Genomic DNA, 20,125 nt, shown 5'->3' with positions numbered 1-20,125 from the left:
GCCCTAAAGTCGGGCTCGATTTTTTGTAGCGCAATGTGTAGATTCAAAGTCTTAGAGCGTCTTTTTGCGCATCCAAGGAGGCGCGGCACTCTTGGACTTAAGTGGTGAGTATGATGAAAACGGCGAAATTCTCGATCGGACAGGTTGTTCGCCACCGGCTGTTTCCATTCCGCGGCATCATTTTCGATGTCGACCCGCAATTCGCCAACTCCGACGAATGGTACGACGCGATCCCCGCGGATGTGCGACCGCGCAAGGACCAGCCCTTCTACCATTTGCTCGCCGAGAATTCGGAAACGGAGTACATCGCTTACGTGTCGGAGCAGAACCTGCTCGAGGATCGGTCTGGCGAACCGGTGCGGCATCCGCAGATCGGCGAGATGTTCGACAAGAGGCCGGACGGGCGCTACGAGCCGAAACGCCAATCAAGACACTGACCTTGCGGAATGGCGGCCGGAACGAAAAAAAACGGGGCATGGCCCCGCTTTTCCTTGGCTTGAGAAATTGTCTCGTCTGGCCCCCAAGGGCGATCAGTTGGCGGTCTTCGCCTTGTCCTGCTCTTCCTTGAGCTTCTTGGCGAAGTCCTGGTTGTTCTTGGCAACGAAATCCTGAAGCTTCTTCTGCCGGTCCTCGATGTCCGACTGCTGCAGCGGCGGACCATCGAAGGCGCCGCTGAAGCCGGTCAGCGCGATCTTGATCGGGTTCGGCTGGTTCTGGAAATTGACCGACGTCAGCGTCAGGTTCGAACCCTTCTTGAAGGAATTGACAAGCTGATCCGTCAGCGGCACTTCCGCCACGCAGCGGTCGGGGAAGCAGATCACATAGTCGAGCTTCTGCGCCTTGCCGGAGTCGATCTGAAGGCCGATGCCGGGAGGAACCAGGCGGCCGGTCGGAACCGTCACTTGGAACACCTTGCGGTTCACCTTGCCCTTCAATTCGATCAGGCTGACGCCGGTGACGAGCTGGCCGTTGCCGGCAGTGGTGATGTTCTGGACATTGCAGATGTCGACATCTTCCTGCTTGGTGCAGGCCTTGAACCAGCCCTGCGGAATCTGCTGTTGCTGCTGCGCAAAAGCAGCGGGAAGTTGTGCACCCAGAAAGCCGACCACGCCAGCGGCCATGACCGAAAGGCGGTACGCGTTGCTGTTCAGGCTCGTCATGTCGTGCACTTCCTCTCAAATGATCCCGGAACCGGCTTCTTCGTGCCGTGTGGTCCTGCTACCTGTTGCCCAAATGAGGCAACAGAATGACTCGGACGGCGTGTTACACTGCAAGCGGTGCCGAATCCAGCCCGATACTCGCAATTCTTGAACTCGCGATTGGCCGGCAGGCGGCTGGCTCGTGGTAGGGTGCGCTCCGAATCATCAAGCCGACCCAGTAAGGAGACGGTCATGGGCCGCGTTCTTGTTTGGCTGATCACCGCGATCTCGTTTGTCACCCTTTTGCCCCAGTCAGCTCTGTCGGAGCCGAAACACGCGATCGCCATGCAAGGTGAGCCGGCGCTGCCAGCCGACTATACACATTTCAGCTACGTCAATCCCGATGCGCCCAAGGGTGGCAGCATCACCTATTGCGTCGTCGGCAGCTTCGACAATCTCAATCCGTTCATCTTGAAAAGCCTGCGTACGACGGCGCGCGGCATGATTGATAAAATCTACGGCAATCTCGTCTTCGAGCCGTTGATGCAGCGCAATGACGATGAGGCCTTCAGCCTTTACGGTCTGCTTGCCGACACTGCCGACATGGACCCGGAGCGCAAGAGCATCGAATTCCACCTAGATCCGAGGGCCAAATGGTCGGATGGCCAACCGGTGACTGCGGAAGACGTGCTGTTCACTTACGACGTCTTTACCGAGAAAGGCCGGCCGCCCTACAGCGCTCGCATGAGCATGGTCGCCAAACTCGAAAAAACCGGCGACCGCAGCGTGCGCTTCACATTCAATGAGAACGCCAACCGCGAGACCCCGTTGATTATCGCGCTGACGCCAATTGTGCCGAAGCACGCTTTCGACAAGGAGACCTTCGACAGGACCACGCTGAAACCCGTGATCGGCAGTGGGCCTTATACCGTGGCGCAAGTGGCGCCCGGCCAGCGCATCGTGTTCAAGCGTAACCCGGATTATTGGGGCAAGGACGTCCCCGCCAAGCGCGGTTTCGACAATTACGACCAGATCACCATCGAATATTTCCTCAATGCCAATGCCAAGCTGGAAGCTTTCAAGAAAGGCATCTGCGCCATCGATGACGACAGCGATCCGGTCAAGCGCGAGCGTGATCTCGACTTCCCGGCCTTCCACAAGGGCGATGTGATCGCCGAAACGTTCGAGACCGGCATCCCGCCGGTGGTGACGGGGTTCCTGTTCAACACACGGCTGCAGAAGTTTTCCAACCCGGTCGTTCGACGCGCACTCGGCATGCTCTACGACTTCGAATGGGCCAACAAGAACCTGTTTGGTGGCAAGTACATGCGCACCATGAGCTATTGGCAGAATTCCGAGCTTTCCGCGCTCGGCCATCCGGCCGACGACAGGGAAAAGGCGCTTCTGGCACCCTACCCTGGCCGTGTGCCGGCCGATGTCATGGACGGCACCTGGCGGCCACCCGTTGCCGACGGTTCGGGCCAGGACCGCAAGGTGCTGAAGGCCGCCTTCGATATATTGAAGGGCGCGGGCTACACCTTGCAGGATGGAGCGATGCTCGATCCCGGGGGGAAGCCCTTCGGCTTCGAGATCCTGATCGCCTCGCAGAATGAGGAGCGTCTGGCCGCCATCTACCAGCGCACGCTGGGAAAGATCGGTATCGATGTCACCATCCGCAGCCTTGACGGCGACCAGATCCAGTCGCGCAAGCAACGTTTCGATTTCGAGGTGCTGATCGGCACCAGCGGTTTCGAGAACTCGCTGTCGCCCGGCATCGAACAGCTCGGGCGTTGGGGATCCGCTGCCGCAAATGCCGAAGGGTCATTCAATCTCGCCGGCGTCGCCGATCCGGCGGTGGATGCCGCACTCGAGGCGATGCTCGACGCCCGCAGCCGCGAGGATTATGTTGCCGCCGTCCGGGTTCTCGACAGATTGCTGATCTCCGGCAACTACATGGTTCCGATGCAGCACAACACGCAGCAATGGCTTGCCTACTGGAACTATCTGGAACATCCGCAAAAGACGCCCATATCAGGCTATCGACTGCCGACATGGTGGCGCAAGGCGGACTAAGAATGACCCGAACCGAAGGTCCGCGTCAGCGAAAGGTAGACCCATTCTTGCTTCGCGGGACCTGCGGTTCGGGTAGGACCACGCTCAGAAAACAACCGTTACCCTTTCCACATTGGAGACGAAGATGAGCGCGTTGAACTCCATCACCGTCGATGTCGTGTCCGATGTCGTCTGCCCTTGGTGCTACATCGGCCAGAAGCGGCTCGACAAGGCGATTGCCGCGGCAAGCGGTGTCGACGTGCACGTACGCTGGCGGCCGTTCCAGCTTGACCCGACCATCCCGCCCGAAGGCAAGGATCGCCGCGAATACATGGTGGCAAAGTTTGGCAGCGATGAACGCATCCGCGAGATCCACGCCCGCATCGAGCCTCTGGGTGAAGCCGAGGGGATCAACTTCGCGTTTGCCGCCATCAAGGTCGCGCCCAACACACTGGACGCGCACCGCGTCATCCGCTGGGCCGATGCCGCTGGCGAGGTCATGCAGAACCGGCTGGTGCGGCGTCTGTTTCAGTTGAATTTCGAGGAAGGCGCCAATCTTGGCGATCATGTCGTGTTGATCAAAGCCGCCCGTGAGGCCGGCATGGATGCATCCGTGGTCGAGACGCTCTTGCCGACAGACGCCGACGTCGAGGCGGTGCGCACCGAAATCGCCACCGCTTCGCGCATGGGTATCACAGGCGTGCCGTGCTTCCTGCTTGAAGGCAAGTACGCGGTGATGGGCGCGCAGGATGCCGATACGCTCACCGACGCCATTCGCCAGGTTGCAGCGGCCAAGGCGCGGGGGGAGTTGGAGAAGGCGAACTGAATAGCGCCTCGGCCAACGCCATTTCCGATCACTTTTCCCGCCGCCATCAGGTCGACATGACAACAAAGAGGTGCCAAAGACGGCACGTTTTTGCGCGCATCCATCTTCCGCAGCACAAAGTCGGTCGATTGAACACGCTCTTGCCTTCACAAAACTGTGTGAAGAGCTTCCCTTAGGGAAGGTGCCGGTTCTCGCATATGTAAACTGTCAACTAACTGAAACTATTAGATAATATTCCTTCTGGGATGACGCCGCATGACATTGCGGCCACTAAATTCTGTTGCTTGATGGCAACGGCAAGCGAGTCAATCCCTCGTGACCCAAGAAAAGATAATGGAAAATGATCAATTGGTGTTACTCTCTGTAACAAAACTAAAAGAGGTTTGGGCGGGATAGTGATTCGGGTCGGTAGACCAGAGCGACATTCAATATCGGAAAAATGGCTCCGCGGTGCCGCAAGGCCTCCGCTCCTGACACCGGTTTCCCCAATGCGCAGCTTCTGGGGACTGATGCGGGCCTACTGGTTCTCGGACCGCTGGGTTGAGGCCTGGACGCTGACGCTGGTCATCGCACTGTTTACCGCGCTCTCCAGCAAAGCCGGCGTCTGGTTCGCCGAGGCATCTGGGGAACTGGTCAACTCGATCGCCTTTTACCACGATGCCGCGAACACCACGCCGCTCACATCGCTGCTCACCAACGCCGGCATACTCGTCCTTCTGGTCGTGCTCAAGGACGCGGGCTTTACCGGCGTCCGCAGCTTTGTTTCCGCGACGCTGCATCGCAAATGGCGTGGCTGGCTGGACAGCCGTTTCAACGAAGCGCTTCTCGACACCAATCACACGCATTTCCATGCCCAGCATGGTTCGTCCGGCACCGCCGCTCCCGACAACATCGACCAGCGCGTCCAGGAATCGATCAAAGACATGACCGGCGGAGCCATCGGCCTCGCCATGGGGGTCATGGCCGTCGCCACATCGCTCTATTTCGTCGGCCAGAAACTGCTTGAAACCTCGGCGGAAGTGAAAGGGCTGGAGTTCCTCGGCAGCTATGGCAGCGCGGTCCTGGCTTTCCTGGCGGTCGCCATATACGTGCCGCTGAACACCTGGATCGCGGTGAAGCTCGGCAGATTGCTGGAACGGCTCAACGTCAGGATGCAGCAGTCCGAAGGCAGTTATCGCGGCGAGCTGACCACATTCTTGCGCCGCAGTTTCCACGTCGCCGCCTCGCAGGGCGAGAATGTGCAAAAGACGATGCATAGCCGGCTTTATGTCGACATCGACCGCACCTGGGCGCGGCTGAACATTGTCCACACCGGCTACCATTCGTTCGAACTGATCTACAATTTCATCGGCGCCCGCATTGTCGCCTACGGGCCGGGCCTTGTGCCCTACATCCACAGCCGTTTCGATCTCAAGGGCTATATAACCGGCTCCGAGATGGTCAACTCGCTGATCAGTCAGTGTTCGTGGTTCATCCATGTCATGCCTTCCATCGCGGCACTGCGGGCCAACAGCCAACGCGTGACCGAACTCGCCAACGCGATCGAAAACGTCCAGCGCCCGCAGGAATTCTACAGTCTCACCGGCTGCTCCGATTTCCGCTACGATCGCCAGAACCCGGTTTTCGGCTTGACCATCCAGAAGCTGGAACTGACCCATCAGGGCGAGGATGCTACGCCCTTCCTGAGCGCCGCGAACTTGCGCTTCCGACGCGGCGAGTGGACGTTCCTGAAGGGCGAATCAGGCTGCGGCAAGACATCGCTGATCAAGGCGATCAACGGCTTATGGCCCTATGGCCGCGGTACCATCGTCTTCCCGGAAGGGGTCGAGAGTTTCTATGCCGCCCAGGAGGTCAAGCTGCAGCAGGTTTCGCTGAAGCAACTGGTCTGCCTCCCCGGCTCAGAGCGCGATCACACCGACACGCAGGTTGCATCGGCTCTACACAGAGCGGGCCTTGGCGATTTCATCGAACACATGGCCGATGAAAGCCGCGAGGGAATGAGCTGGGACCAGGTGCTTTCGGGCGGCCAGAAACAGAAGCTGGTTGTCGCCCGCATCGTGCTGCAGCAACCGGGGCTGCTGTTCCTCGACGAAGCGACCGGCGCGCTCGATCCCGAAGGGAAGATAGCCTTCCATCAGGCGATCAAGGACAATTGTCCAGACGTCACGGTGATCTCAATCATGCACGAGGCCGTGCCGCCAAGATCGCTTTCAGGCGCTGAATTCTACCACAGCATCGTTACGATCGCGGATGGCGTCGCGACCAAAAAGCCGTTGGCGCCGAGCCTGCCGGTCGAACTCACCACCATCCTCGCGCATCCCAGGCCGGTTGAGGAAAGATGGCTGCGCTTCCCTCGCCGGATGAGGCAGAAATAGCGGCGACACAACGATCGCCGCCCACTGTCGCGTCTCACCCGGATTGCTGGTCTATTTTCGGTGTCGCTGGTGATCCTGCGCGGGAGGCGACCAGGACAACGGCGCCGACGATGCGCCCCTCGTCGACAGCCCGGTCGACGACCTGATCGAGGCGCTGGCCGAAGTTGCGGTCGAGCGGCGCGGCAGCATTGGTCGTATACATGGAATGCTCCGTTGGTGACGATACGGGCAAACGTCAGACGCGCTCGCCGTCCTTCACCCGGTAGGTCGGCTTGTACATGGTGACGAGTTCTTCCGCGGCGGTCGGGTGCACGGCCATCGTACGGTCGAAATCATCCTTGGTCAGCCCGGCCTTCAGCGGAATGCCGAGAAGCTGCGCCATCTCGCCGGCATCCGGCCCGAGGATATGGGCGCCGAGCACTTTTTTCGAGGCGCCGTCGACCACCAGCTTCATCAGCATCCTTTCGTCGCGACCGGACAGTGTGTGCCGCATCGGCCGGAAGGTGGTGCGGTAGATCTCAAGGTCGGAAAAACGTTTTACGGCCTCGTCTTCCGACAGGCCAACCGTACCGATTTCGGGCTGTGAAAAGACGGCGGTGGCGATCGTATCATGGTCGGGCGCGGTCGGGTTGCCCTTGAAGGCGGTCTCGATGAAACACATTGCCTCGTGGATCGCCACCGGCGTCAATTGCACCCGGTTGGTGACGTCACCGATCGCCCAGATGTTGTCGATATTGGTGCGCGAATATTGATCCACGCTGATGGCGCCGGTCTTGGTCATCTCGATGCCGACGCCCTCAAGACCCATGTTCTCGGTATTGGGAAGGCGGCCGATCGCAAGCATGACCTGATCGACCGTCAGCACCTTGCCGCCGGTGACGAGCGCGTCGAGCCGCCCGTTCGGCCGCTTCCTGATCCATTCGGACACGGCATGACAGAGAATTCTTATCCCCTTCTTCTCCATCGTCTCATGCAGCATGCGCCGCAGATCCATATCGAAGCGGGAAAGAATCTCCTTGCCGCGATAGACCAGCGTGGTGTCGACGCCGAGGCCGTGAAAGATGTTGGCGAATTCGACGGCGATATAGCCGCCGCCCTCGATCATGATCGCCTTCGGCAATTCCTGGAGGTCGAAGGCTTCGTTGGAAAAGATGCAGTATTCGTGGCCGGGCAGAGCCGGATGCGGCGCTGGCCGGCCGCCGGTAGCGATGAGAATCTGGTCGGCCGTGACAGTGCGATCCTCGCCGAGAAGATGCACCACATGCGGATCGACCAGCATGGCGCGTGACTGAAACGTCTCGCCGCCGGCGCCTTGGACATTCTTCTTGTAGATGGCTTCCAGCCGGCTGATCTCGCGATCCTTGTTGGCAACCAATGTTTGCCAGTCGAAGCTCGTCTGCGGCACAGTCCAGCCATAACCGGCGGCGTCGGCGAAGTGTTCGGGAAACTGCGAGGCGTAGACATAAAGTTTCTTCGGCACGCAGCCGCGAATGACGCAGGTGCCGCCATAGCGATATTCCTCGGCAATGCCGACACGCTTGCCGAGCGCCGCCGCCACGCGCGCCGCCCTCACCCCGCCGGAGCCGCCGCCGATGACGAAAAGATCATAGTCGTAACCGGCCATGGTGCGGCTCCTTGCCCTTCAAAATGTATGAGACAGGTAGGCTGCAAACCACCAAAAGAAAAGCCCGGACTACAACGCCGCGCATGCTGTCAGATGCGCAACGGAGGCCGGGCTTTCCGGTCCAGCAGCGACAACGCCGCTTGGAAAATAGCTCAGTTCTTCGGTGCTTCCGGCTGCGTACCAGCGGCGTCCGCCGGTGCCGCCGGCGCTGCGGCCTTCGCTGCCGCGGCCAGCGTTTCGCCGACCTGCTGGGCGAGATCGCGAGCGACGCCGTTCTGCCAGATGTCGGCCGCCTTGAGCAGTTCACGCGTCACGGCCGGGCCGCTGTCGAGCAGCTTCTTGCCGGAATCGGAATTGTAGAAAGCGGCGATTTCGGTAAGTTCTTTTTCGGAAAATACCTTGGCATAAGCCATGGCTGCTTCCTTTTCGAGATCGGCGCGGCGCGAGGCCAGCGCCATAGCCTTTTCGCTAATGGTCCTGCCGATCAGTTCCTGCATGTCCGGGTTCTTTTGGATCAGCTGCTGCTGAAGCGCGGCGGCAGCCTGCGGCAGGATGTTGTCGAACGGGTCCGTCGCGTGGATCGCCGCGACCGCGGCGCGAGCCGCCTTCAGATGCCCGTCGGTGACGTCCTGCGAAAATGCCGGCGATGAAAACGCAAAGACGGCTGAAGCTGCCAGAATAGCAGAAAGACGGCGAATCCGGTTATGCAACATCATGATCGATAAAACTCCCTGGTTTTCGGGCGGCACGGACGGTTTGGATGCCGTCAATTCCGGCGATGACAGCTACTGATGCCAGCCCGATGAAAAGACCATGCTCGACCACGCCCGGAATGGCGTGGAGAGCATTCGAAAGCGCTCTTGTATCCGGAATGCGGCCAAAAGATGCATCGAGGATAAAATGGCCGCCGTCTGTAACAAAAGGCTGGCTCCCCGTCATCCTCAATGTGGCGGGACCGGAAAGACCGAGCTTTCCGGCCGCCGCAGTGACCGCGATTTCCGTGGCACGCAGGCCGAACTGGTTGACTTCTATGGGCAGCGGAAAGTGACCGAGCGTTTCGACCATTTTCGAATGGTCGGCAATGACGATCATGCGGGCGGAAGCCGCCGCTACGATCTTTTCGCGCAGCAGGGCGCCGCCGCCGCCCTTGATCAATGTCAGCGCCGGATCGATCTCGTCGGCGCCGTCGATGGTAAGATCGAGTTCGGGCGTTTCCTCCAGCGTCGACAGCGGCACGCCGAGTTCGCCGCAAAGGATGGCGGTGCGCTCCGAGGTCGGCACGCCGACAATGGTGAGGCCGGTGGCGACCTTTTCGGCGAGCAGCCGCACGAACTCTTCGGCCGTCGAGCCGGTGCCGATGCCAAGTCGCATGCCATCACTCACATGGGCAAGCGCTGCCCGTGCCGCTTCGACCTTCAGTTGCCTCGCATCCATGCCTTGTGTCGCGTCCCCAAATTTGTTTCGGCGCTCCTAGCATTTTTGCCCGTCCGGTCAAAGACCTTGCCTGTGGACCGACCAACCACTGCTTGCCTGAAAGGATCGCAGCGGCTATCGCCTGCCAACGACGCAATCGCCACAGGACAGGCCATGACCCGACCGATCATCGTGTTCGACCTCGACGGGACGCTGATCGACACGGCGCCGGACCTGCTCGACAGCCTCAACCACAGCCTTGCCGCCAGCGAACTCGCAGCAGTCGACGAGGTCGGCTTCAGGCGCTTCGTCGGCCATGGCGGGCGGGTGATGATCGAGCGCGCGCATGCCGCGCAGCAGAGATCGCTGGCCGCTGAGGAACACGACCGATTGCTGAAACTGTTTCTCGATCATTACACCGACAACATCCCGGGCAAATCGCGCCCCTACCCCGGCGTCGTCGAGACCATCGCCCGATTCGAGGCAGCCGGTTATCTCCTGGCCGTCTGCACGAACAAATACGAAGCCAGCTCGGTGGCGCTGATCGAGGCGCTCGGCCTGGCGAAGCATTTCGCTGCGATTTGCGGTCAGGATACGTTTGCGTTCCGCAAACCCGACCCGCGCCACCTGACCGAAACCATCGCGCTGGCCGGCGGCGATCCGCACCGCGCGCTGATGGTGGGTGATTCGCAGACCGACATCGATACGGCCAAGGCCGCCGGTATTCCTGTGGTGGCGGTCGATTTCGGCTACACCGACCGCCATGTGCGCGAATTCGAACCGTCGGCCGTGATCTCGCATTTCGATGCGCTGACGCTTGGTCTGGCCGAACGCCTGATTGCCGCCGCGGGGCGCTGAGTGCGACGGCGACCGGGTCGCTCCGGCCGGGCTGCATCCGGTCTTCGTCGGAACGCCCCGGACATCGCCTTGACTTCCTCGGCCGGCCTCCCTTATATCGCGGCGCGCTTGGCCTTCGGGCAACGAGCGGGCGATTAGCTCAGCGGGAGAGCACACCCTTCACACGGGTGGGGTCGCAGGTTCAATCCCTGCATCGCCCACCATTATCCGCTCCCGGAACAAAGCTGCAAATCCGCTTCCCAGTTGTCGCCCAGGCTTCGAACTTCTGCCTCATCGCCAGGTTCGCCGACCGACCCGTTCATGCGCTGCGCCAAGCGATCAGGTACACATCACAAAGCGCTGTCTACCCCTGGAGCCATTCAGGCCGCATTGAGCGCGGCTTGGGGAGATAGTTGACGGACGATGAAATCGTCCTAGGTGAGCTTCTATCTCCATAGTGGTGCCTGGGAATTGACGAGAGGGAATCGCCGCCGACCTTCTGCTCCGAAACGCTGGATGAGACAGCGCGATTGCAAATGCTTCCGGCTTCCGCAAACATTGCTGGACCTCATCAAGGGCCGCAGCGGTCGGCCCGAAAACCAGGACGCTGGTTTCGGTCCTGTGTCCTGGCGGCACTCGGAACTGACCTTGAATTCGTCAGCGTCCTTACGTCAAAAGGGAGGAACAACCAATGAAACTGACAAACCACCTCGCCGGTGCGATGATCGCGTCGACCTGCCTGTGCGTGCCCGCAATGGCGCAGACGAAATTGACCATGTGGTATCACGGCGCCGGCAATGAGGTGGAATCGAAAATCCTCAACCAGATCATCTCCGACTTCAACACCAGCCAGTCCGACTGGGCGGTGAGCATCGAGAGCTTCCCAGAGAAGACCTACAACGATTCCATCGCGGCGGCCGCCTTGGCGGGAAACCTGCCCGACATCTTGGATGTGGACGGGCCCATCATGCCCAATTGGGCCTGGGCCGGCTATCTGCAGCCGCTGCCGATCGACGAGAGCGAGTTCGCCGACTTCCTGCCCGGCACCAAAGGTGTATGGGACGGCAAGCTCTATTCGATCGGTCTGTGGGACGCGGCGGTGGCGCTTTTTGCACGCCAGTCGACGCTGAAGGAACTGGGTCTGCGCACTCCGACCCTCGACAAGCCCTGGTCGAGCGAGGAATTCATGGCCGCGCTCGATGCCGCCAAGGCCTCAGGCAAGTATGAATATGCCCTCGATCTCGGCATGAACGACCAGGGCGAGTGGTATTCCTATGCCTTCTCGCCGTTCCTGCAGAGCTTCGGCGGGGACATCGTCGACCGTTCGACCTACAAGACCGCGGAAGGCGCGCTGAATGGCGAGGCTGCGCAGGCCTTTGGCGAGTGGTGGCAATCGCTGTTCGCCGGTGGCTATGCGCCTGGCACCAGCGAGGACCCCGCCGATCAGCAGACCGGCTTCATCGAAGGCAAGTTCGCTTTCCAGTGGAATGGCAATTGGCGCGCGGTGGAGACGATGGCAGCCGTGGACGACGTTGTCTTCCTTCCAGCCCCCGATTTCGGCGCGGGCAGCAAGATCGGTGCGGGCTCCTGGCAGTTCGGCGTCTCGGCCAAGTCCAAGCATCCGGAAGGTGCCGCCGAGTTCATCAAGTTCGCCACGCAGGACAAATATCTGGCTGCCTTCTCCGACGGCATCGGCCTGATCCCGCCCACGCCCTCGGCGGCACAGATGACAAAGAACTACAAGGACGGCGGCACGCTCGCGATGTTCTTTGACCTCTCCAAAGCACAAGCTCTGGTGCGCCCGGTCACCCCGGGCTACGTGGTCCAGTCCAAGGTCTTCACCAAGGCGGCGGCCGACATCGCCAACGGTGCCGACGTGGCTGATACGCTCGATGCGGCGGTCGACGAGATCGATGCCGACATCGAAAACAACGACGGCTACGGTCATCGCTAGTTCTATCGCACTGGGGTACGCGCCAACCGCGGACTCCACGCTTTCTGGCTTCCTGGGCGGATATCGCAAATGGCGTCGAAACTAACCCTGTCGAACCGGACGGGCTGGACATTCGCCCTGCCAGGCTTCGCGCTCATCGTGATATTCGTCATCCTGCCGTTTTTCTTCGCGATCGGTCTCTCTTTGACAAATCAGCGGCTGCTGTCGCCGAATCCCACTCAGTTCGTCGGGTTGGAGAACTACCGGCAGCTCCTGGGCCTTGCGGTGGTGACCCTCGAGCCAGAGCGCGACGATGCTGGCGAATTGGTTCGAAACGAGGCCGGCGAAATCCAGTATCCGCGCCTGCGTAAGATCACCCGCAGCGACGACTATCCCCAGTATCGCGGCATGCGCGAGTGGTTCCGCTGGCAGTTCGGCGAGAACGTCATGGTCGTCATCGCCAGCGACGTTGTGTTCATGAAGGCGCTGGTGAACACCTTCCTGTTCGTCCTGGTCGTGGCGCCGGTGCAGGCCGGCCTCGCGCTGGTGCTCGCTTTGCTCATCAACCAGAAGCTCAGGGGCATCAACGTATTCCGGACCATCTACTTCATGCCGGTGGTGGTCTCCATCGTCGTGGTCTCGCTCCTCTGGCGGTTCATCTATGACGGCCAGAACGGGTTGTTGAACAGCATCCTCCAGGGCCTCTCCTTCGGCCTCTTCCATCCCGTCGACTGGCTGGGCAGCCCCTCGACGGCGCTGCCCGCGATCATGGCCATGTCGATCTGGCAGGCCGTCGGCTTCCACATGGTCATCTGGCTGGCCGGATTGCAGACGATCAGTCCCACGCTCTACGAGGCCGCCGCGATCGAAGGGGCTTCAAAATGGCAGACCTTCCGCTATGTCACCTGGCCGGGCCTGCGCAACACCGCCGTGCTTGTCCTTATCGTGATCACCATGCAGGGCTTCGCGCTCTTCGCCCAGATCGACGTGATGACCAATGGCGGTCCGCGCGACAGCACCCAGACCCTCGTCTTCCAGGCCGTCGAGCGCGGCTACGGCAAGCAGGACATCTCGGGCGGTTCGACCATCTCGGTCATCCTGTTCGCGATCGTGCTGACGATCTCACTCATCCAGCGCTGGCTGACGCGGGAGCGTTAAGATGGTCATTAATCCCGACAATTACGGCCTGAGGCTTTTCGTCCGCTATCTGGTGCTGTCCCTGATCGCGCTGATCTTCATCTTTCCGCTCGTGTTCATGATCAACTCGAGCTTCAAGCCCGACAGTCAGCTCCTCGCGGACACCTCCAGCCTGCGTGCCTTCCTGCCCGTGGGGGATATCAGCCTCAACAACTATTTCGGGGCGTTCCAGCGGGCGCCGGTCGGCCTGTTCGTCTTCAACTCGGTTCTGGTCACCGGGGTGACCGTCCTTCTCTCGCTGCTGATCTGTTCGCTGGCCGCGTTCTCCTTCACTTTCCTGCAGTGGAAGGGGCGCGATGTGATGCTCTCGATCGTCATCGCCACGCTGATCATCCCTTTCGAGACCATCGCTATCCCGCTGCTGCTCCTGGTCTCGAAACTGCCCTGGATCGGGCTCGAGGGGCTGGAATGGGGCTGGCTCAACACCTACCGGGTGCAGATCATCCCCTGGATCGCCGACGGGCTGACGATCTTCCTGTTCGTGCAGTATTTCAAAGGGCTGCCGGGCGAGCTGATCGAGGCGAGCCGGGTGGAGGGCGCGAGCTGGTGGCAGGTTTACTATCGCGTCGTCATGCCGCTCTCAGGACCGGTTCTGGCGACCGCCGCCATCCTGAAGTTCCTCGTCATGTACAACCAATATCTCTGGCCTCTCATCGTGGTGCAACAGGAAAACTACCGCCCGGTCATGGTCGGCCTCGGCTATTTCTTTCAACTCAACGTCGCCTGGGGCGAGGTCATGGCTTATCTCACCCTTATCACCGTCCCGGTGCTGATCTTCTATCTCTTCCTGCAGCGCGCCTTCATCGCATCGATCGCCTCGACCGGCGTGAAGGGCTGAATACATGGTTCTCGCGCTCAAAGACCAGTGGATCCGGGACAGCTGGTATGTTCATGACGGCAAGCGCCGGCATTTCCTCAAGGCTGGTAAATCAATCGGCGATCCCGAATTGCGGCACATGAACCACGAAACGGGAGCCATCGCTTATGGCTGAGGTCTCGTTCAAGGGCGTCAAGAAATCCTATGGTCGCGTCGACGTCATCAAAGGAGTCGACATCCACATCAACGATGGCGAGTTCGTCGTCTTTATCGGACCGTCAGGCTGCGGGAAGTCCACCTTGCTGCGCATGATCGCCGGTCTCGAGGACATAACCGAAGGCATCCTCAAGATCGGAGGCCGGGTGGTCAACGAGCTCCAACCCAAGGAACGTGGTGTGGCGATGGTGTTCCAGAGCTATGCCATTTTTCCGCACATGACCGTACGCGAGAATATGGCGTTCGGTCTTACGATTGCAGGCGCTTCCAAGCAGGCAAAGGAGCAGAAGGTCGCCGAGGCCGCGCGCATCCTGCAAATGGAGCATTTGCTCGACCGCCGCCCAAGCCAGCTTTCCGGCGGCCAGCGCCAGCGAGTCGCCATCGGGCGCGCAATCACGCGCAAACCGGCCGTATTCCTGTTCGACGAGCCGCTCTCCAATCTCGACGCAGCGCTGCGCATGGACATGCGTATGGAAATCGGCCGGCTGCGCAGGCAACTGGGCACAACAATGATCTATGTCACCCACGACCAGGTCGAGGCGATGACGCTGGCTGACAGGATCGTGGTCCTGAAGGACGGTGAAGTCATGCAGATCGGCGCACCGATGGAGCTCTATCACGAGCCGGCCAACAGGTTCGTAGCCGGCTTTCTAGGAGCGCCGTCGATGAATTTCCTGAACGTCGACGTCCTCGACCTTGATGGCGAAGCGGCGACGATTGGCAACCAATCCCTGGAGCCGATCAGGGTGGCGACCAAAAGGCGCCCGTTCCGGAAAGGCGGCAAGGCCATCCTGGGTATTCGTCCGCAGTACCTGCGGGAGGCGCCGTCTGGAAAAGGCATGCTGCACGGCACTGTAGCACTTGCCGAGCGGCTGGGCAGCGAAACGGTCGTGGACCTGACGCTTCGCGACGGTCGCGAGCTCATTGCGGCCTTCGATGAGGACAAGATCTTTGAACCGGATGACGCTCTGGAACTCATGTTCGACACGGCCTTGGCCCATCTCTTCCCCGAGGACGGGTGAGCTGCAGATGGCTGCGCCGTAGCGGGCGCATTCCAGAACCCGGAACAAACCTGCAGGGCCGCGAGTTTCTACTTGTCGAAGTGTGAGGGAAAGCCATGTCCAGACTTGTTTTGGCGACAGCTGTCGTAGTTCTTCTTTTCGGACCGGCATCTGCCGCAGATGACAGACCGCTGCCACCCCAGAATGCCAAGAAACTGTCTGAAATCATCGCCAAGGTCGAGCAGCGTAGTGACTTTCGTTACATCGACGAGGTCGATTGGGACAGCGGCGCCTACACCGTCACCTATTACACGACCGACAAGGCGAAAGTTGAGATCACCTATGACCCGGTAACAGCCGAGCCGAAATAGCTCGCTCCACTTTCCTCCAGGCAATACGCGCCCAGCTTGGCGACGATCCCTCGGAAACTGGCAGCGCCGTAGCTTCACCAGGGCGGCGCGGTCATTTCTGCACGCTTTCGTATCCTCTTGCGCCAATGCATCTTTGATGGCTGACTGCGCCGCTGTCATTACGCCGCACGGAGTGGGCATGGCGACGGTAAAGCATGTGGCGAAACGCGTTTTGATGATGCTCGCCGGCTATTTCGTTGCGGTGCTGGTCGGGCTGATCGCCATGGCTACGATCTATGGTGCATTAAGTTCGCTGCCTAATGCACCGGAGTATTTCGATTTCATGGGGGTCACCCCCATCGCGGCGCTGGTCGTGCCGCCGCTCGGCATGTTCGTCTATTTCCTGACGATCGTGCTGACCGGCCTGCAGACGCTGATCTTCGCGCTGATCGCCGAATTCTTTTCGCTTTGCAGTTTCTGGCTGCACATGGTCTTCGGCGCCGCGGCCGCCGCTTCCGGCTTCGCCCTGATCTGGCCCAGCGCGCCGGAGGACCTGAGCCCCGAGCGCTGGGCCGATATCGGCATCATCGCTGCCGCTGGCCTTGTCGCCGGTCTGGTCTACTGGCTGATCGCCGGACGTGAAGCCGGTTTCCGCCGCCCGCTCTCCCAGCGTTAGGACCGATCGTTCTCAGCTTGCCGGCGAGCGCACCGCTTCCGTGCTGTCCAGCGCCTGCTGCAGGCGCGTATCGCGGTCGTAGACGTCATGAAAGTATTCGACCTTGCCGGACATGTCCGGCCAGGCAGTGAAATAGGCGACATAGACCGGGATCGTGCGCGCGACCTTTTCGGTCGAATGTCCGTGCTTCAGCTTCTCCGCGATGTAGTCGACCGAGGTGCCGAGCACGGCGGCCGCCATGCCGCGTGGATCCTGCAGGCGAACGCAGCCGTGGCTGAGCGCCCGCATGTCACGCTGGAAAAACGACTTCTGCGGCGTGTCGTGCATGTAGATTGCGTGCTTGTTGGGGAACAGGATCTTCAGTTCGCCCAGCGCATTGGCCTCGCTCGGCAGCTGGCGCACGCCATAAGGTATCTTCGCGCCATAGGCGCCCCAGTTGACCGAGGAAGAGGGAATGCGCTTGCCGCGCGCGTTGACCACTTCGTAGCCGGCGCGGTCGAGATAGCCGGGATCCCTGCGCAGCCGGGGCAGCATCTCATTGACGAGGATCGACTGCGGCACGCCCCAATAGGGATGAAAGTCGACCTGCTCGACCTGATCGTAGAAGAAGGAAGTCTGGTTCGTGGTTTTGCCGATGACGGCGCGCGTCTTCAGCTTCTCCTCGCCATTTTCGATGTAGCTCGCCGTGAACGCCGGCTGGTTGATGAAGACACGCGGACTGCCGAGATCGGATGGCAGCCAGCGCAACTCTTCCAGCGCGACCTTTACTTTCTGGATTTTGTCGACCTTGGACGTCCCGACCAGCGCCGCGACAGTGCGCGGCCCGATGACGCCGTCGCCCTTCATGCCTGCCTTCTTCTGCACTGCCTTAATGACCGGCACCAGCTCCGGATCATAGACCTCGCTGGTGGCGAGCCTGGCCAGAATCTCGCCATATGTGCCGCCCATCTCGTCATCGAGATTGCGCGCGATCTTGGTCAGAAGCTTCGGCAGTTCGGGGCTGATCTCGCCCGGTTTCAGCAACAGCTTGGGGTCGATGACGATCTCGTCTTCGGCGCTGGCCTGAAGCGATTCCAGTTCGACGCGCAGCGCCTGATACTCCACGTTCTGCGGATGCCGTGATTCGAGATAGGTGCGCGCTTGCTGGGTGCGTGTCAGCGTTTTCAGCACGCCTTCCATGTCGAGCGGCTTGGCCGGGAAATCATAATAGCCAGTGATGCGATTGGGATCGACGCGGCCGCTTTGCGCGTCATGAACGTAGCGCAGGACGCGCGCCGACAGTGCCATCTCGAAGCGGACGAGCTCCTTCAGCCGCGCATCGGTGTCGCTCGTCGATGCGCCGGCGGCGGGCACTTCTAGCGTGTAATCGCCAGGTGTGAGGCCATAGCTCGCCGCCTCGCCAAGTACCCGCACCGCATCCTGCGCGCGGCTGTTGGCACTGGTTTCCGTTACCCAGATGAAATTCGGATTGGCCGAGTAATAGTCAATGAGCGCCTTGGCAATGTCTTTTTCGGCGTAGAGCTCGTAGTCACCGAGTCCAGCGATCGCTTCGCGGAAGGCAGCGTCGGTGGCGGAAGATGGCTGGAAGGCGGCATCCTGTGGCATCGCCGACTCCGACGACTCCGACGTTGACGCCAGCGCCGAGAAGTCGACACGCACGAGCGGGTCGCTCTTGTAGGTGTAATAGGACGGGCTGCTGATTTGGGCGCCACCACCGCCGCTGCGAGAAACGGCCGGCGCGTCTGCATTTGGCTTGTATCTCGGCTGCTGCCTTGATGGCGGCGGGGGGAAATCGCCTCGCGGTGCGTGCCTGATGCCGCCGCCGAAAAGCCTCTCGAAAAGCCCTTGCGCGTCCGCCTGCGGCACGCCGAAAGCCAGCATTGCCGTGACCACCGCAAGCGGCATCACGGTTGCTTTGTTTCCGAGGAATTTCATGGATCACCCGCTCCGGCTGCAACCGGTTCCCGTTGCGCATCGCTTGACGGTCTCGCCACCGCATGACGGTGTAAGACGCGACTACACCGATTCATACTGATTTCGTTAAGCTTCCATAAATTTCGGATGGTCTGTTGCAGAACAGTTTCACAACACAGTGATAACCGGAGCGAATTGGCTTCGCTCCGGTTCCGGGCAACAGTGCACGGGTCAGGCGTTGGCGCCGCCGTCGATGGTCAGTGCAGCGCCTGTTACAAAGCGCCCTTCGGGACCTGCCAGCCAGGCGACCATGCCGGCAATCTCTTCAGCCTTGCCGAAGCGAGGCGTCGCCATCTTCTGACGCTGATGCTCGGCGTGCGGACCGCCTGCCGGGTTCATGTCGGTGTCGGTCGACCCGGGATGAACGACGTTGGCGGTGATGCCGCGAGAACCGAGGTCGCGCGCCAATGCCTTGGTCAAGCCGACCAATGCCGCTTTGCTGGCCGAATAGGCGCTGAGGCTGGTGTCGGTGACACGCTCCGCCAGATTGCTGCCGATCGAGATGATCCTGCCGCCCTCGCGCATATGCACGGCTGCCGCCTTCGAGGCCACGAACGGGGCTCTGACATTGACCTCCATGGTCTCATCGAAGTCGGCGAGCGGCATTACATCGATCGGCGCGGCGCGCCAGATGCCGGCGCTGTTGACGAGGATGTCGAGCCGCCCGAAAGCCCTCACCACCCCGCTGACCGCCTCCTGGATTGCGGCGGCGTCGCGATTGTCAGCCTTGATGGCAATGGCATGACCGCCGGCTGCCTCGATTTGCCCGACGACAGCGCGGGCCTGCTCCTCGCCGTTCACGTAGGTGAGCGCGACACGGGCGCCGTCGGCCGCGAGCCTTCGCGCAATCGCCGCGCCGATGCCACGGCTGCCGCCGGTGACAAGTGCGACCTTGCCGTTCAAGCCTTTGGATGACATTTGGCTCTCCATTTTGTAATGATCGATACATAAATATCTGTCAGCCTTGCCCGGGCACGTCAACCGATTTATGTATCAATCAACACAGAAAAGGATGCCATGCCGGAACGAGGACGCCCCCGCACCTTCGATCGAACCGCCGCCTTGCGGCGCGCCATGGAGGTGTTTTGGACCAAGGGCTACGAGGGCGCATCGATGAACGACCTGACGGCGGCGATGGGCATCAACTCGCCCAGCCTCTATGCCGCCTTCGGCAGCAAGCAGGCACTCTTCCTCGAGGCGACCGAGTTCTACACGCAGGTCGAGGGCACCGATATCTGGTCGGCGCTGGAGAAGGCGCCGACCGCGCGCCAGGCGATCGAGTGTTTCTTGCGTCAGACGGCCAAGGCCTATTCGCAGACCGATCGTCCGCAAGGTTGCCTGATCGCGCTCGGCGCACTGCACCAGGACTCAAGCCGCGGCCCCATCTGCGATGACCTGCGCCGCCGCCGCGCCGAGAGCCGCGCGGCCCTGCTTAGACGGCTTGAACGTGGCGTGGCGGAAGGCGAACTGCCGCAAGGTTTCGATAGCAGCACGGCTGCGACCTTCTACGCGACCGTGCAGCATGGCATGTCGATCCAGGCGCGCGACGGTGCATCGCGCGCGGCGCTTCTGGCGACGGTGGCCGGGGCGATGGCGGCGTGGAACGAGATGGCCGACGTGGCCGCGGCATGACAAAACGCCGACCTGAAGGCGGCCGGACTCCCGATCGGGTCCGGGCAGGAAAGAAGCAAGCTG

20 protein-coding genes and 1 tRNA gene are annotated in these 20,125 nt (G+C 61.0%); 14 read left to right on the top strand and 7 right to left on the bottom strand.

Annotated features, from left to right (window positions below; all coding sequences use genetic code 11):
- The first annotated feature begins 113 nt into the window (after nt 1-113).
- Nucleotides 114-437: a heat shock protein HspQ gene (gene hspQ / locus E5X88_RS29315; protein ID WP_292167469.1), complete on the top strand. Its 324-nt coding sequence runs from the start codon at nt 114-116 to the stop codon at nt 435-437.
- A 93-nt stretch (nt 438-530) separates the two neighbouring features.
- Here hspQ and E5X88_RS29310 read toward each other — a convergent pair whose 3' ends face one another.
- Entirely contained in the window at nt 531-1,160 is a 630-nt protein-coding gene (locus E5X88_RS29310; RefSeq protein ID WP_292167416.1) for an invasion associated locus B family protein, read from the bottom strand.
- 231 nt (nt 1,161-1,391) lie between these two features.
- On the opposite strand from E5X88_RS29310, the gene E5X88_RS29305 reads away from it, so the two are divergent.
- The 3 genes from E5X88_RS29305 to E5X88_RS29295 all read left to right on the top strand — a co-directional run bounded on the left by E5X88_RS29305 (nt 1,392) and on the right by E5X88_RS29295 (nt 6,392).
- Nucleotides 1,392-3,212: an extracellular solute-binding protein gene (locus tag E5X88_RS29305; protein WP_292167414.1), complete on the top strand. Its 1,821-nt coding sequence runs from the start codon at nt 1,392-1,394 to the stop codon at nt 3,210-3,212.
- A 124-nt stretch (nt 3,213-3,336) separates the two neighbouring features.
- A complete protein-coding gene (locus E5X88_RS29300; protein WP_292167412.1) occupies nt 3,337-4,017 on the top strand; it encodes a DsbA family oxidoreductase in 681 nt (226 codons plus the stop codon).
- 488 nt (nt 4,018-4,505) lie between these two features.
- The gene (locus E5X88_RS29295; RefSeq protein ID WP_292167410.1) at nt 4,506-6,392 is read left to right on the top strand and encodes an ABC transporter ATP-binding protein/permease; all 1,887 of its coding nucleotides are present in this window, start codon (nt 4,506-4,508) and stop codon (nt 6,390-6,392) included.
- A gap of 34 nt (nt 6,393-6,426) precedes the next feature.
- Here E5X88_RS29295 and E5X88_RS29290 read toward each other — a convergent pair whose 3' ends face one another.
- The 4 genes from E5X88_RS29290 to rpiA form a co-directional block, all read right to left on the bottom strand.
- Nucleotides 6,427-6,594: a hypothetical protein gene (locus tag E5X88_RS29290; RefSeq protein WP_292167409.1), complete on the bottom strand. Its 168-nt coding sequence runs from the start codon at nt 6,592-6,594 to the stop codon at nt 6,427-6,429.
- Nucleotides 6,595-6,627: 33 nt separating this feature from the next.
- Entirely contained in the window at nt 6,628-8,016 is a 1,389-nt protein-coding gene (gor, locus tag E5X88_RS29285) for a glutathione-disulfide reductase (RefSeq protein WP_292167407.1), read from the bottom strand.
- 152 nt (nt 8,017-8,168) lie between these two features.
- The gene (locus E5X88_RS29280; RefSeq protein WP_292167405.1) at nt 8,169-8,732 is read right to left on the bottom strand and encodes a DUF2059 domain-containing protein; all 564 of its coding nucleotides are present in this window, start codon (nt 8,730-8,732) and stop codon (nt 8,169-8,171) included.
- A complete protein-coding gene (gene rpiA, locus E5X88_RS29275; protein WP_292167403.1) occupies nt 8,719-9,450 on the bottom strand; it encodes a ribose-5-phosphate isomerase RpiA in 732 nt (243 codons plus the stop codon). Before rpiA ends, E5X88_RS29280 begins: the two co-directional genes overlap by 14 nt.
- 153 nt (nt 9,451-9,603) lie before the next feature.
- Here rpiA and E5X88_RS29270 point away from each other — a divergent pair, with 153 nt between their 5' ends.
- From E5X88_RS29270 to E5X88_RS29230, 9 genes are all read left to right on the top strand, one after another.
- Nucleotides 9,604-10,287, top strand: coding sequence for a phosphoglycolate phosphatase (locus tag E5X88_RS29270; protein ID WP_292167401.1), 684 nt, complete (start codon nt 9,604-9,606; stop codon nt 10,285-10,287).
- Nucleotides 10,288-10,415: 128 nt separating this feature from the next.
- Nucleotides 10,416-10,490: transfer RNA gene (locus E5X88_RS29265), tRNA-Val, on the top strand.
- Between the two features lie 467 nt (nt 10,491-10,957).
- Nucleotides 10,958-12,220, top strand: coding sequence for a sugar ABC transporter substrate-binding protein (locus E5X88_RS29260; protein WP_292167399.1), 1,263 nt, complete (start codon nt 10,958-10,960; stop codon nt 12,218-12,220).
- A 69-nt stretch (nt 12,221-12,289) separates the two neighbouring features.
- On the top strand, nt 12,290-13,357 hold the full coding sequence (locus tag E5X88_RS29255; RefSeq protein ID WP_292167396.1) for a carbohydrate ABC transporter permease: 1,068 nt from the start codon (nt 12,290-12,292) through the stop codon (nt 13,355-13,357).
- 1 nt (nt 13,358) lies between these two features.
- Nucleotides 13,359-14,234, top strand: coding sequence for a carbohydrate ABC transporter permease (locus tag E5X88_RS29250; RefSeq protein WP_292167395.1), 876 nt, complete (start codon nt 13,359-13,361; stop codon nt 14,232-14,234).
- A gap of 4 nt (nt 14,235-14,238) precedes the next feature.
- Nucleotides 14,239-14,388 carry a hypothetical protein gene (locus E5X88_RS29245; protein WP_292167393.1) on the top strand — a complete coding sequence of 50 codons (150 nt, stop codon included), beginning with the start codon at nt 14,239-14,241 and terminating at the stop codon, nt 14,386-14,388.
- Nucleotides 14,381-15,451, top strand: coding sequence for a sn-glycerol-3-phosphate ABC transporter ATP-binding protein UgpC (gene ugpC, locus E5X88_RS29240; protein WP_292167391.1), 1,071 nt, complete (start codon nt 14,381-14,383; stop codon nt 15,449-15,451). Before E5X88_RS29245 ends, ugpC begins: the two co-directional genes overlap by 8 nt.
- 95 nt (nt 15,452-15,546) lie before the next feature.
- A complete protein-coding gene (locus E5X88_RS29235) occupies nt 15,547-15,801 on the top strand; it encodes a PepSY domain-containing protein (protein ID WP_292167388.1) in 255 nt (84 codons plus the stop codon).
- 178 nt (nt 15,802-15,979) lie between these two features.
- Nucleotides 15,980-16,456: a hypothetical protein gene (locus E5X88_RS29230; RefSeq protein WP_292167386.1), complete on the top strand. Its 477-nt coding sequence runs from the start codon at nt 15,980-15,982 to the stop codon at nt 16,454-16,456.
- A gap of 12 nt (nt 16,457-16,468) precedes the next feature.
- Here E5X88_RS29230 and E5X88_RS29225 read toward each other — a convergent pair whose 3' ends face one another.
- On the bottom strand, nt 16,469-18,391 hold the full coding sequence (locus E5X88_RS29225) for a murein L,D-transpeptidase (RefSeq protein WP_292167384.1): 1,923 nt from the start codon (nt 18,389-18,391) through the stop codon (nt 16,469-16,471).
- Nucleotides 18,392-18,601: 210 nt separating this feature from the next.
- Nucleotides 18,602-19,348, bottom strand: a complete 747-nt coding sequence (locus E5X88_RS29220) for a 3-oxoacyl-ACP reductase family protein (protein WP_292167382.1) — start codon at nt 19,346-19,348, stop codon at nt 18,602-18,604.
- 99 nt (nt 19,349-19,447) lie between these two features.
- On the opposite strand from E5X88_RS29220, the gene E5X88_RS29215 reads away from it, so the two are divergent.
- Nucleotides 19,448-20,062 carry a TetR/AcrR family transcriptional regulator gene (locus E5X88_RS29215; protein ID WP_292167381.1) on the top strand — a complete coding sequence of 205 codons (615 nt, stop codon included), beginning with the start codon at nt 19,448-19,450 and terminating at the stop codon, nt 20,060-20,062.
- Nucleotides 20,063-20,125 lie beyond the last annotated feature (63 nt).

It is taken from the genome of Mesorhizobium sp. (assembly GCF_004962245.1).
GTDB lineage: Bacteria > Pseudomonadota > Alphaproteobacteria > Rhizobiales > Rhizobiaceae > Mesorhizobium.
Note: the sequence above shows the minus strand (reverse complement) of the source record. Positions and strands in the feature narration are given on the sequence as shown.